Origin of the sequence: Fulvivirga sp. M361, from assembly GCF_007097395.1 — a bacterium.
Lineage (GTDB): Bacteria > Bacteroidota > Bacteroidia > Cytophagales > Cyclobacteriaceae > Fulvivirga.
This window is the reverse complement of sequence record NZ_VKDC01000005.1, coordinates 288,593-302,047: the sequence shown is the minus strand read 5'-3', so window position 1 is coordinate 302,047 and position 13,455 is coordinate 288,593. Positions and strand designations below refer to the sequence as shown.

Genomic DNA, 13,455 nt, shown 5'->3' with positions numbered 1-13,455 from the left:
TGGCAGGAAATCACCATCTGCTGGATTCGGATCCGTAGGTAAGAGAAATAAACGGACAAATTTGTACGTTTACCGAATTCCCGGGTGTGATTATGAAAACTAACCTAAAAAGGTATCTATAAAATGATCAAAAATATTCTATTCCTGCTGACCTGCCTCTTTACCCTGTACTCTTGCACTAACAGGTTAAAAGAAATACCCAATACCCCGGAAGATTACCTGATCATTCCGAAACCACAATCCTTACAAATGATGGATGGCCGGTATAGTATAGATGGCAAGACAAAGGTATCGGGAGATGAAGGGCTTGTCTCGGAAGGTAACTATCTGGCTGAATTGCTTAGCTCTGTCAGCAGACAAACGATTACTTTCGATAGTAAGGGAAATGGAAATATTTATTTGGAATTAGATACGTCACTTTCGTTAGAAGAGGAATACAACTTACTGGTGGAATATGACAAGGTTATTATTTCAGGTAAAACTCCCAGGGCAGTGTTTTATGGTATACAAACTTTGCGTCAATTATTACCCTCAGAAACAGGACCTGCAAAAAGTACAGGAGAGCTAACCATTCCTGCTACTATGATTAAAGATGCTCCGCGATTTGCCTATCGGGGAATGCATTTGGATGTAGCAAGGCATTTTTTCTCCGTCGAATTCGTCAAAAGATACATCGACTGGTTAGCCATACATAAAATGAACACTTTTCATTGGCATTTAACCGAAGATCAGGGTTGGCGAATAGAAATAAAAAAATATCCGAAATTAACAGAGGTTGGAGCGTGGAGAAACGGCACCATTGTTGGCCCTTTTCCGGGAACCGCAAATGATAATACAAAACATGGCGGATTTTATACGCAGGAAGAAATTAAGGATATTGTTGCTTATGCCGCTTCACGGCATATTACGGTAATTCCTGAGATAGAACTTCCTGGTCATGGTAGTGCGGCTATTGCAGCCTATCCTTTTTTGAGTTGTTTTCCTTCAGAACCTTCTATAGTTCCCAATGATAGGATATCGGAGGTTTCGAAACGAGCACAGGTCAACGGTCAGCCTAAGATAGTACAGGAATCATGGAGCGTTTATAATGACGTGTATTGTGCAGGAAACGAAGAAACCTTTGTTTTTATCGAAAATGTGCTCCGGGAAGTGATGGAATTATTCCCTTCCAACTATATACATATTGGCGGAGACGAATGTCCGAAGGAAAATTGGAAAAGGTGCCCGCAATGCCAAAAAAGAAAAAAGGAAGAAGGCCTGGCAGATGAACATGAATTGCAGAGCTATTTCATTAAACGCGTTGAAAGATTTGTAAATAGTAAGGGCAAAAATATTATCGGGTGGGACGAAATTTTAGAAGGTGGTCTGGCCCCTAATGCTACAGTAATGTCGTGGCGTGGTAATGAAGGAGGTATCACCGCCTCAAGAGCTAATCACAATGTAATTATGAGTCCTAATTCACATTGCTATTTTGATCATTATCAATCAGAAGACAGAGAACAGGAGCCCCTGGCTATTGGGGGCTTTTTGCCGGTTGAAAAAGTGTATGCCTTTGATCCGATCCCTGAAGAATTGGAAGAAGACAAACGAAAATATATTTTAGGAGGGCAAGCTAACTTATGGACAGAATATATTGATTCTGAAGAACATGCAGAATATATGTTTTTCCCAAGAATGACCGCCTTATCAGAAGTTTTGTGGTCGCCGAAAGAAAGTAATAATTGGCCCGATTTTAAGTTGAGACTAGGGAGTTTTAAAAGTATATACCATGCATTAGACATCAACTACGCTAAACATGTGTTCAAAAACAGCGATGAATCAGAAAACTGATTTTGAGCTTTTCACCTTCAATGTTGACAAAAAAATTGGATGAAGGAACCTTTGATCAAATCCGTTTCAAAATATGTTAAGCTAGACACTGAAGAAGAAATTATATTTAAGAATTTCTGGACTGAAAAAACACTGGAAAAAGGAGACTACCTGCTGAGAAACGGAGAGACTTGTCGAACGGACAATTTTGTTATTCGAGGAGCACTAAAAGCTTTTTACATAAACTCCGAAAATGGTAAAGAGGAAATTCTGTATTTTGCCATTGATCAATGGTGGGCGACGGATATAGAGAGTTTTCAAAAGCAAAGTCCTTCAATGTATAATATTCAGGCGATTGAAAAGACTGAATTACTACAAATCAGATATGATTCATTTCAAGAAATGTTGAAGCAAATCCCAAAACTTGAACGCTTTTTCAGGATTATTCTTGAGAATTATCTTGGGAGCTTACAAAAAAGAATTGTTTTCAACAACGTGTTTGATGCAGAGCAACGCTATTTCGATTTTTTGGAAAACTATCCTGAAGTAGCGGATAAAATGCCGCAATATTTAATTGCTTCTTACCTGGGGATCTCTGCCGAGTTTTTAAGTAGGATTCGAACAAAAAATAAACCCTATTGAACTAGGTCAATTTTTTTAATTTTTCCGATAACGAGCTTTGTATCATAACTCGAAAATCAAGAGAAATGAACAAAGTACTTATTATTAATGCAAGTGTGAGAAATGAAAGATCGCATAGTAGAAAGCTAACGCAGCTTTTTGTAGAGAACTGGAAAAAGAAAAAACCGGACGACCATTTTTCTTACAGGGAAGTTGGGCTGGAACAAATTCCTCCGATTGATGAAAAATGGATTGCAAGTGCTTTTATTACACCACATGACAGAACCGAAGAAAATCAATCCGGGGTTAAGTTCAGCGACAAATTGGTCAAAGAATTCAAGGAACACAATATTTACGTAATCGGAACGCCCATGTACAACTGGTCAATACCAAGCGGATTAAAATCGTATATCGACCAACTTATGCGGATCTACGAAACCTGGAAATTTCGTTCCGGGGAACCCGATGGAGACTATGTAGGTCTTCTCAAAGACAAGAAACTGTTTATATTATCCAGCAGAGGTGATACCGGCTACGGGGTAAACGAAAAAAACGAACATATGAATTTCCAGACAACCTACCTGAAGTTTGTATTTGGGATAATGGGTATAAACGACATTACCACAATTTCACTGGACAACGAAGAGTTTGGCGGAGAAATATTTGAAAATTCTAAACGGGAAATATATCGAAAGATTGGTGAGATGTGATAAAACAGTCCCATAGCCCCGGTGGGATACTATCATCTTATGGTTTGTGTGGAGAGCTATACACATTTTAGGCGGAGTGGTGACGGACAACTTTATCCTCATTGGAGATACAGGGTGTGCTGTATGCTGTAGTGGTATGGCAGGTGTAGTTGACCCAGGTATCCTCCAAGCCCATTATCCCAATACGGAACCATACATAAAACCAATAGAGGTTTGAGAATTTACTTAAACCGCTTTTGTGTTAAATACTTATCTTTCAATATAAATCGGTATCGCATTTTATCTGCTACTGTTTTATACTAAGTGTTATGCACCAAAACCACAAAAAATATGAAACCTCTGAATACTCTGCTGATATTATTAATTCTGGTAAATTGTTCCCCTGAACCGGAAAAGGACCAAGAACTATTAAGTGAGAGAATCTCCAGAATAGAGAATGGCCTTCAGCCCAATCTCCAAATACAAGGAGATAGTATAGCAAACTATACGATTGAAGAAAGAATGAGGGAGCTTGGTATTCCAGGTGTAAGCATTGCTGTAATTAATGAGGGGCAAATTGAATGGGCTAAAGGTTATGGAATGGCTGATAGTTCGGAAAACCGTCCGGTAACAACTGAAACAATGTTCCTTGCCGGGTCAATAAGCAAGCCAGTTGCTGCCCTCAGGGCTCACCAACTGGCGGAGGAAGGTGTAATCCATTTGGATTCGAATGTCAATAATTACCTGTCAAGCTGGAAGCTGCCCGAAAATGAGTTTACAGAAAAGGAAAAGGTCACCACCCGAAGAATATTGAATCATACGGCGGGATTGACCGTTTGGGGATTTCCCGGATATGATAAGGGGGATACAATACCTGGTGTATCTGAAGTGTTAGATGGGAAAGGAAATACAGATTCAGTTCGTGTCTATAAAGAACCTGGTGGAAGTTGGATGTACTCTGGTGGAGGGTATACGATTATGCAGTTAATGATTACAGACTTTGAAAAAGAGCCATTCCCGGAAATTATGCAGTCTAATGTATTAATGTATTAGACCCTCTGGGAATGACCACAAGTACTTTTGAAAACCCACTGCCTGAACAGTATCATTCCATTGCTGCCACCGGCTATCGGGCCAACGGGGCTGAGGTAGAAGGGAAATGGCCAATATATCCTGAAATGGCCGCAGCCGGTCTATGGACTACCCCCTCACAACTTATACTGTGGGCCAAAGAAATCCAAGAGATACAGCAAACGCAGAAAGATGGGTTATTGAAGGTGAAAACAGTTAATGAAATGCTTACGCCAGGGAAGAACGATCATGGTCTCGGCCCGGGGGTTAGTGAGCATACTTTTGGACATGGAGGCGCTGATGAAGGATTTAGGGCTCGTCTTGTAGCATGGCATGATACTCCCCGGGCAGTTGTAATAATGGTTAACTCAGACAATGGAAGTATTATACAAGAAATAATGCTTAGCATAGCTACAGAATATGGTTTACCTGGTATTGAACCAAAGACAAGAGTCATCAGAGAAAAATCATATCAGGAACTTCAGAATTATGCAGGTAAATATCACTTTCCTGAATTAGGAGAGGCCGAGATAGCTATAAAAGATAATGGTCTTGAACTTTCCGGTGAATTTTTAGATGATCCAGTTTTCGTGCTTCCTGAAACAGATAGCACCTTTTTTGAAAGAACGAATGGAGAATATTTCAACTTTGTAATGGAGAAAGGAAAGGTGACAGGTTTTAAGGTTCAACGATTTGAGGCCTCAAAAATTGAATGAAAAATACTAAAAAGCGGGTAACCAACGCTGAGATAATATGCGAACTAAGCCCTTGAGATTGAAGCAATTTGTTCTTGTAGCAGAAGGCTAATACATCATGAAGTTTAAATATAGTGAGCTACTTAAATCTCATTTTAGCGATACACTGAGCCTCGTTGGTCAAGTATAGATATGAAATTACAAACCGGCAGACTAATGCTTATTCCAATGAATAGGAGCGATTTGGAAATTTTCCATAAACGAATATAAATCCTTCCGTAAGAGAGTTTTTATGGGACAATCAGGAAATTCCTGAATCTCTTTCTTCTGACATTATCAAAGAAGTGGAAGAAAGGTTTAACCAGGATAATTGGGAGTTGTGGAAAATAATCAATTCAAGCAATAGAAATTATATGGGATATGTTGGTCTTTGGTGCTTTTTTGATGAGGATCAACCGCAACTGCTTTACGCATTATTACCTGAGCATACTGGAAACGGATACGCTACTGAAGCTTCGCAAGAAGTGGTACAGTATGCTTTCAAGTATTTGAATTTTGATTACCTGATCGCAACCATGGCTAAGCCAAATACAGGGTCTGTCAATGTCTGCAAAAGATTGGGGATGGATTTCGAGGAAGAAAAGGAAGTAGAAGGGAAGCCTACGCTGTTTTTCAGGCTGGAAAACAAAGCTGGATAGAAGCTGGTAGACGCCACGAGCCATAAAGTGAATTAGCCATGATTGAACCCCTGAATGTCAGATTAAATTGTAGCTAATATTTTATTCAGTTTTAAACTTCGTGATTCAAAGCAGCTATGATACCTTTTATATACCCAATGGTAAATGATCGTCCACGCTCTTCCCAGGATTGGTCTCCTATCATCTTTGGAACGTGCCCTGGCATGATCATACCACTAAAGCCAACTTCTTTGAATTTTTTGAGTACGGATACAGGGTCATAATACCCTGGCATATCGATAAAAACTTCATTGAATTTGGTATTGCCATTGGCAAGAGAATTAGAAATGGTTTGAAAATGCACATATATCAACTTATCCTGATTTGCGAAATGCTCGGTTACTGCATTGATGTCCTCTCCCATTGCGGAAAAATTACCCAAACAATATTGTAAACCATGATTTTCACTTTCAACCATGTGCATTGCCTTTTTATAAGCTTCAAAACTTCTGAACAGTTGCGGTACTCCGCCTAAACCCGGTACCGGAGGATCGTTTGGATGAAGTGCTAAAGTAACGCCTCCTTCTTCAGCAGCCGGTAACACCCCTTCCAGGAAATATTGATAGTAGTCCCACATTTCGTTCTCCGAAAAGACGCGACCATGAGAAAGTGGGGCGTCTTTAAAATCATCCAGGTTTACATTCATAGATTCAGCACCCCCTCTAATTCTATAGGTAGTAGATGAACGCCAAACACCTGTGGGAGTCCATCCATAACCTAGTACAGGAATACCAGCGCTCCCCATATTATAAACAGTTTCCTGTACATGCTTTAATTGCTCTTCTCTGCCGGATTGTCCCATCATTATTTTATCGTAAAAAGAAAAGGGTATATTTTCTAGGGCCAATAATCGTATGCCTGCATTCTCAACCTTATTACGAAGCATTAATAGATCTTTATATTCCCATTGACAGTCTCCGGGAAGCGGTAAGGAATCAAAATTGGTATCAATTAGGTCATTTCTATACATGTTTAGAATAATATCATCAACCCCTAATTGCTTAATAAGTGTCAGCTTCTCTTCTGTTGGATGCATGAATGAACCAAATCCCGGACGCATGGGTAGGTCTGCCCATTTTGCTGATTTTAATAACTTTTTCATGTTTAGTTTAAGATTGTTAACCCGGGCTTTATGGTGGTTTCTGCAGGTTAGTGGATGGTGACGGATTCCCCATAGAATTTCGTAGCAAGATGCATATCACCTTCATAGACAGAAAAGGTTTTGCGGGTTAGTTTTACACCAAAGTTTCTTCCCTTCCAAATAATGTCTTTTAACGTTGCTTCTCCGATATCTTCATGGTTAAAAGGCTTTATGGTTAATGTGTCCTTTTCCATTTTTACTCCAAAAGTTCCAAAAACAATGGCTTCCCATCCGGCGCCTGCTGAAATTTCTAATGGCATTGACGAACGATCCTGCTCTGGCGCATCAATACGCGGATTTTGCGGTAAGTACGGAAAATGATCAACATACCGGATAGTACGTTTTAGAATATCCCAACCTTTACCTGCAAAACCTTTTTGATACAGGTTACGCGAAATACGCCCTGGCATACCGGCATACTGGCCACCGCCCCCCCAATCCGAGTCTATTAAATCCCAATGGACGGTGTCTCTGCGGGCAATAGAATACACACCGTATTTACCGAGAAACTCACCTTCTTGTAAGTGACTCACTAATTTATATGCCTGATGATCCGGAAGAAAATCAGTTCCTAACAGATCAAATAAGTGATACGTCCAAATGGTGCCTTTTGTGCCGTCAGGGTAGTAATTATCAAACCATCCCAGTGTTTCATTCCACATGTACTTATCTACTAATTCTCTAAGCTTTTCCGCATCTTTAAAATAGGTTTGCTTCAACTTTTTTTCATTTCGTTTAGCTGCCCAATCAGACATGGTATATAATAAATCTATCGTTAAAGTATTGGTAATTGGCACTGCGTGGTTATATCCGTCGGTACGAATTTCTATTATTTTTTCCGTGTTATACCCTACATCTATTAGCCCCAGGTCGTTAGTGTAATTATCTTGAAGCTCATTTACCCAACGCTGCATCCATTCCCACACTGATACGCCTGCTGCTTTTTGATCAAAAATAGAATAATCTCCAGTGTGCCGAATGTAAGCTTCAATCATTATTTGAAGTGCAAAAGGTTCCTGGATGTATAAGATATCCCAGTGTGCGCCGTTCCAGCCTACATAAGTCCTTTTTAATTGTACCTGTTCAAAGTCTGTTAAAATGGCATTTTTTAGACTTTCCGGGTCTAACATCGCAATTAGGTCCGAGGCATACGATGTGTCCCAGCTTATGGTGTAAGGCCACGTACCTACTGCCCAAAACACATCTGAAATATAACTTGGGTTTTCATAACGACTCATTAAAACAGATAACATGCAGCGATAATAATACTTCTCCAGTTGCTTATTGGAGCTTGAGAACTTTGGAAGTTTTTTATAAGCCCAGGACAGCATATCCCGTGTCTTTTTATCGGCTTTTTGCATTCTCTCCTTTATGTCAGACTGGGTGGTCGCCGGAGCTGCATTTTGTGGATTGTAAAACTTTACTGCAAAATAGTATGTTTCTGTTTCACCAGGGCCTATATTAATTTCGAAGCCTTTATCGCTCGTTTTTTCTATTGAAGAAGATATGCGAACATGGGCCATTTCACTGCCTAAAGTAAATGCATCTATTGTCTTTGCTTTATTAGAACCTTCCACTGCTCCTTTTTTAGAATAACGCTCTATAATCTCCGCTACCTGATTTGGAATAAGGGTCATCTCCAGAACTTTAGAATTACGGTTAGTAAGCATAAGTTTTATAAAAACTTCATTATCATCAAAAGATACATTGGTCCAGCTCCGGGCGGAAAAACTGGCCCACTCCTTATTATATTCTTTATGAAAAGTAGCGGCCCTTTCATACAGATTAGGTTGCCATTTTTCATCTTGAGTAACCATTATGGATGGCGAATTAGGACGGAAATTTGAACCTAAAGGATCGTAACTCCCACCATCATCTATCCAGGATTTCCATTTTGTTGGAACATCGTCTTCGATTAAACGGCCTGTACCTTTGTCAAAAAAATTCAGATTAAATTCATAACGTGGCGCACCAAAAGGCAAAAACCAAACATTGGTAAATTGGGTTACACTATATTGGCGTGGAGATATAAACCCCCGGTGATTGAATAGAATCAAATGCTCATCATCAAAAGTAATGTCTTCTCTGTCCATGACATAATATTCAGGATGGGCAGGAGTGAATACTTCCTGTGCCACAGATCCTTGATTTGTAGAAATAATGATGAGTAAAACCAGTAGAATTAATCTGTACGTATTCATTTCATTTTAAATTAGTTGCCAATAAGTCCAATGATCTGTTTAGAGCCGTTGGGTTTTGAAGCATAAAACATCTCCCTGTGTTATAACATTAGCTTCGCATCTCTGCAAAAATAACCCGTAGGTGATCTTAGATTTTATGTGGCGTTTTCCAATTATGAATGAATATTCACTAGTTGTTTTGGGTGGGAAGCCTGGTACTATTACAAAACATAAGTTTTGCAGTTAATTTTTCATGTGAATATGAATTGGAAAACAGACCTGGGAAACCAGAAGAGTTTCAAATTCCTTTTACCCTTCTTTTGTATTGGGAAGGCGTTAATTCGTTGTTAAGTTCTTTGAACTTCGAATTGAAATGCTGTACGCTTGGAAACCCTGATTTCTGTGCAATTAAGCCTATTGGGATGCGTTTGTCTTCCAATAACATCCTTTTGGCATTGTTTATCTTATATTCATTCAAAAAGGTGAAAAATGATTTGGAGGTCTTCTGCTTAAAAAAGCGACAGAAGGAAGGCTTTGTCAGACAAGCTATATCTGCCATTTCCCGAAGCGTAATTTTATTTTCAATATTATCTCTGATGTGCCGGAATATTTGATTCATAAGATCACAATCCCTGTTGGTAAATTGCGGCAAGTAACCAGGGCTGGCCAAAAGGTCGTAGTTACTGGCTTCTGTCAATTGGGCCAAAAGGTCAAATACAGCTGCCCATTTTGGCAACCCTTTCTTTTTGTTGATGTCCAGTAAAAGTGGAGAAATTTGACTGCTGGTCTTTTCAGTAAAAGAGATGCCTCTTTCAGCCAGTTTAAAAAGCTGTATCAGGGGTTGTAATTCTATGGCATCTTTAAAAATTCTGTCCATAAAATCTTCGGGAAACTGAAGTGTGATCCTCCGGCTCCTTCCTGCTTTGTTGTACGGAAGTGTTTTATTGTTCAACCATAAATGCGGTAAATTTGAGCCCACTAGCACTAAATCCCCTTCTTTAAACCTGGACGTGTGGTCTCCGATATACCGAATCCCGTCGCTTTCAAGAATTAAGGTTAGCTCAAGTTCAGGGTGAAAATGCCATGGGTGATCAAATACAGGAAGGTCTATATAAGTACATCGAAACGGCGTTTCTTTATCAAATATTATTTTATAATACGAGGCTTTCATTTTGCGGTCTGCTTACTATCGATAACATTTATTACGGTAAAGCTTTGACTTTTATCAAAAATGGCAAGAACAAACAACGTTAATATTCATTCAAAAAAGGTAGAAGTAACGAAAAATGTTAATAGCTAAATACACCTTGTGCTTGGATTTCTATCTACTACGGGCCGGAATTATATTCAAAATATGACGCGGCTCTGTGCTGTCGGACAGTTCATCACGGTCCTGTCCCCGCACATCATAGCCAACCGTTGTTTGCAGGTCCGGGCTACATGACACTCCACTTGCCATAAACCATATGATACTATGGAATATAATAAAATGAGTTATTAAAATGCATATGATTTGTTCATTGGACAAAATGACGCATGAATGACGTATCAAATACTATGATTAAATTTGAATAGTTTTTGAGTTGAAGATAATCTTATCTCGAATTCAAATGAATATGAAACAACCTGATTTAGGTAAAAAAAGAAAGGCTTCAGGCATACTGGAAAAATAGATGCTTAAAAAACATTATTTTGATCATTACAAGTTGTAGTGTCCATTACTTTGAACTAACATGTTAAACTTATGACTCCTAAATTTCCCTTCCTTATTCTTTTATCTTTTATTTTTCTTTCGTGTTCAAATGGGGCCAGGAATGATAAAACAAATATTACTCAGGAAAAGAAAGGAAAACCAAACATTATTATCATCCTGACCGATGATCAGGGATGGGCGGATGTAGGTTTCAACGGAGCAACGGATATTCCAACTTCGAACCTGGACAGGATGGCCGGTGAAGGTGTCGTTTTTAAAAATGGGTATGTTTCTCACCCCTACTGTAGTCCTTCCAGGGCCGGATTATTGACAGGTCGCTATCAAGCTCGATTTGGCCATGATTGCAATCTCCCTTATGGCGAACCCAACGATTCATCCATCGGAACTCCTCCATCTGAAAAAATGATTTCAGAGGCTTTAAAAGAGCAAGGATATCGTACCGGGGCTATTGGAAAGTGGCATGTAGGAGACCATCCCGATTTACAACCATTAGCACAAGGGTTCGATCACTGGTTTGGCTTTGTAGGAGGAAATATGAATTTTTGGGGGATTCCAACCTCTCCGTTGCAGACCATTTTCAGGAACCATACTAAAGTTCCTCAGGAGGAATTAAGCTATTTGACCGATGATTTTACCAATGAGGCGATACATTTTATAACGCAGGAAGATGACAATCCATTCTTTTTGTATTTGGCTTATAATGCTCCTCATGCTCCGGACCACGCTACCGCAGAGTACCTGGAAAAAACCAGGCATATCGAATATGGTGGCAGGAGTGTTTACGCCGCTATGGTAAATGCTGTAGATGCAGGCATTGGAAGAATAGATTCAACATTAAAAGCCAATGACATAAAGAATAACACCCTTGTTGTTTTTCTAAGTGATAATGGAGGAAGGAAAGAATTTGCTGATAACCGGCCTAACCGGGGACATAAGGGAATGCTGTTTGAAGGAGGTATTAAGGTTCCTTTTTTTATCACCTGGCCTGACGGATTAAAAGACAATCAGACGTATGATGAGCCTGTTATTTCACTGGATCTGTTTCCTACATTTCTGGATGCTAGTGGTGTTGACCTTACTAAAGAAACACAGCTTGATGGAATCAGTTTATTGCCTTACTTATCCGGAGAGCGTCAAGAAACACCTCATGAGACACTGTTTTGGAGATCCGTCGGAGGTTTTGAATACGCCGTGCGGAAAGGGAAGTTCAAATTGTATAAAAGTGCGTATAAGCGCAAAACGTTATTGTTTGATCTGGAAAAAGACAGGTATGAAAGGAACGATATTTCAGCTCAGTTTCCCGATGTATTGGCAGAGCTGGAACAAACTTATATGAACTGGGATACTGAAAATTTAGCACCTCGGTGGGTTGATCCACACCCTGAAAATGTAGTGAAGGAAGAGGAAAAATGGCAAAATGAACGAAAACGATCTTTACCACCGAAAAAGTAGTATTGTATAATGGTCAGTATACAATATCCCCAAAAGAAAATCAATGTATTTTGACGAGCTACTAAACATATGATCCGATGGTCTGCGACAATTCAAAATACAATTATCCTGCGATCTTATTAATGCAGTTTAAAAATGTTTCATGGATGAGCCTAATTGACCGGGAATGAGTATGGACCGTGCCTTCCAGGTTTTTCTATGATAGGATCTATGAACCGTACCAGGTTCTCATGAAACCTTACGTATTAAGGGGCGTTAGCAACTATTTAAGTCAGCCATATGAACAGCAGATATTACCTCTTATCAATCATTACTTTTGTTTGGCAAAGCTGTCAACCTACCAGCTCCCATAATTCCTATTTGGACCAGGAGCTACCCGGTATCACACCTAAATTATTTGCCTCATCCATAGTGAATACGGATGATATAGAAATTAATGCGGTGTTTAACGCTTCTTTTGACGAGTTGTTTTTTACAAGGATCATTGATGGAAGCTTTGTTATACATCATTCTGAATTAATGGATGGGAATTGGACTGCACCACAACCCATTCAAATGTATGCTGACCAGGAGGCTGGTTCCGTAGCTATTGACCCGTCAATTACTCAAGATGGAAATACAATGTATTTTCTTGGGATTAATCCGGAAGATCGTTCTAATAACTCTTATCCGGATATTTATAGAAGTCAAAAAATAGAGGGACAATGGCAGATTGCCTCAAAAGTTGAATACCCAATATCAACAGAAGAGTATGCGGAATCCTATCCGGTAGTGGTTGCGGATGGAAGTCTGTACTTTGAGTCTGACCGTCCGGGAGGTTTTGGTAAACGGGATATTTATCGGGCCCAATATTTGGGAGATGGAAAATTTGACACACCTGTAAATATTGGTCCGGAAGTAAATTCTGAAGAAACCGCCCGTAGCACCTATGTGTCACCCGATGAAAGTTTTTTGATTATTGCAAATACTTCTACTGAAGAAAAGGGGTTTGACGTATCATTTAAAGTACAAGACAAATGGCAAGCATTGGCCTCTGTTAATTTCGAAGAACCGCTAAACCAGGAATGGGTATATTGTTGTCCTTACATGTCGCCCGATGGCGAGTATTTTTTCTTTTCAAGAAGGTATAGTGATCCGCCAAAGAGTGGATGGAAGGGGGTAACCAAAGGTGAAGTATATTGGGTAAATGCGGATGTGATTTTTGATCTTAAAAGAAAATAAGCCATTGTGAGCAACGTATAAAAATAATGCCCTGGCAGTGGCCAATTTAAGGATCGTTATCCTATTGTAGACTGACACGAATCGAGCTTCCAATCGGCTATTATCAGCGTACTCATTACTCATCG

The 13,455-nt window shown here is 39.5% G+C and carries 11 protein-coding genes; 8 read left to right on the top strand and 3 right to left on the bottom strand.

What is annotated here, in order from left to right:
* The first annotated feature begins 123 nt into the window (after nucleotides 1–123).
* The 6 genes from FNH22_RS06500 (at nucleotide 124) to FNH22_RS06475 (ending at nucleotide 5,583) form a co-directional block, all read left to right on the top strand.
* Nucleotides 124–1,830, top strand: a complete 1,707-nt coding sequence (locus tag FNH22_RS06500) for a beta-N-acetylhexosaminidase (RefSeq protein ID WP_143397529.1) — start codon at nucleotides 124–126, stop codon at nucleotides 1,828–1,830.
* A gap of 39 nt (nucleotides 1,831–1,869) precedes the next feature.
* Nucleotides 1,870–2,451: a Crp/Fnr family transcriptional regulator gene (locus FNH22_RS06495; RefSeq protein WP_143397528.1), complete on the top strand. Its 582-nt coding sequence runs from the start codon at nucleotides 1,870–1,872 to the stop codon at nucleotides 2,449–2,451.
* 65 nt (nucleotides 2,452–2,516) lie between these two features.
* On the top strand, nucleotides 2,517–3,140 hold the full coding sequence (locus FNH22_RS06490) for an FMN-dependent NADH-azoreductase (RefSeq protein ID WP_143397527.1): 624 nt from the start codon (nucleotides 2,517–2,519) through the stop codon (nucleotides 3,138–3,140).
* 330 nt (nucleotides 3,141–3,470) lie between these two features.
* Nucleotides 3,471–4,172, top strand: coding sequence for a serine hydrolase (locus FNH22_RS06485; RefSeq protein ID WP_143397526.1), 702 nt, complete (start codon nucleotides 3,471–3,473; stop codon nucleotides 4,170–4,172).
* A gap of 11 nt (nucleotides 4,173–4,183) precedes the next feature.
* Complete coding sequence (locus tag FNH22_RS06480; protein WP_143397525.1) at nucleotides 4,184–4,906, top strand: DUF3471 domain-containing protein; 723 nt, start codon at nucleotides 4,184–4,186, stop codon at nucleotides 4,904–4,906.
* A gap of 245 nt (nucleotides 4,907–5,151) precedes the next feature.
* Nucleotides 5,152–5,583, top strand: a complete 432-nt coding sequence (locus FNH22_RS06475) for a GNAT family N-acetyltransferase (protein WP_143397524.1) — start codon at nucleotides 5,152–5,154, stop codon at nucleotides 5,581–5,583.
* 91 nt (nucleotides 5,584–5,674) lie between these two features.
* On the opposite strand, the gene FNH22_RS06470 is transcribed toward FNH22_RS06475, so the two are convergent.
* From FNH22_RS06470 to FNH22_RS06460, 3 genes are all read right to left on the bottom strand, one after another.
* A complete protein-coding gene (locus FNH22_RS06470; protein WP_143397523.1) occupies nucleotides 5,675–6,724 on the bottom strand; it encodes a mannonate dehydratase in 1,050 nt (349 codons plus the stop codon).
* Nucleotides 6,725–6,771: 47 nt separating this feature from the next.
* A complete protein-coding gene (locus FNH22_RS06465) occupies nucleotides 6,772–8,964 on the bottom strand; it encodes a hypothetical protein (protein WP_143397522.1) in 2,193 nt (730 codons plus the stop codon).
* 277 nt (nucleotides 8,965–9,241) lie between these two features.
* Complete coding sequence (locus tag FNH22_RS06460; RefSeq protein WP_143397521.1) at nucleotides 9,242–10,114, bottom strand: AraC family transcriptional regulator; 873 nt, start codon at nucleotides 10,112–10,114, stop codon at nucleotides 9,242–9,244.
* Nucleotides 10,115–10,687: 573 nt separating this feature from the next.
* Here FNH22_RS06460 and FNH22_RS06455 point away from each other — a divergent pair.
* Both FNH22_RS06455 and FNH22_RS06450 read left to right on the top strand, forming a co-directional pair.
* Nucleotides 10,688–12,109 carry a sulfatase-like hydrolase/transferase gene (locus tag FNH22_RS06455; RefSeq protein ID WP_143397520.1) on the top strand — a complete coding sequence of 474 codons (1,422 nt, stop codon included), beginning with the start codon at nucleotides 10,688–10,690 and terminating at the stop codon, nucleotides 12,107–12,109.
* Nucleotides 12,110–12,388: 279 nt separating this feature from the next.
* A complete protein-coding gene (locus tag FNH22_RS06450; protein WP_143397519.1) occupies nucleotides 12,389–13,330 on the top strand; it encodes a PD40 domain-containing protein in 942 nt (313 codons plus the stop codon).
* The last annotated feature ends 125 nt before the right edge of the window (nucleotides 13,331–13,455 follow it).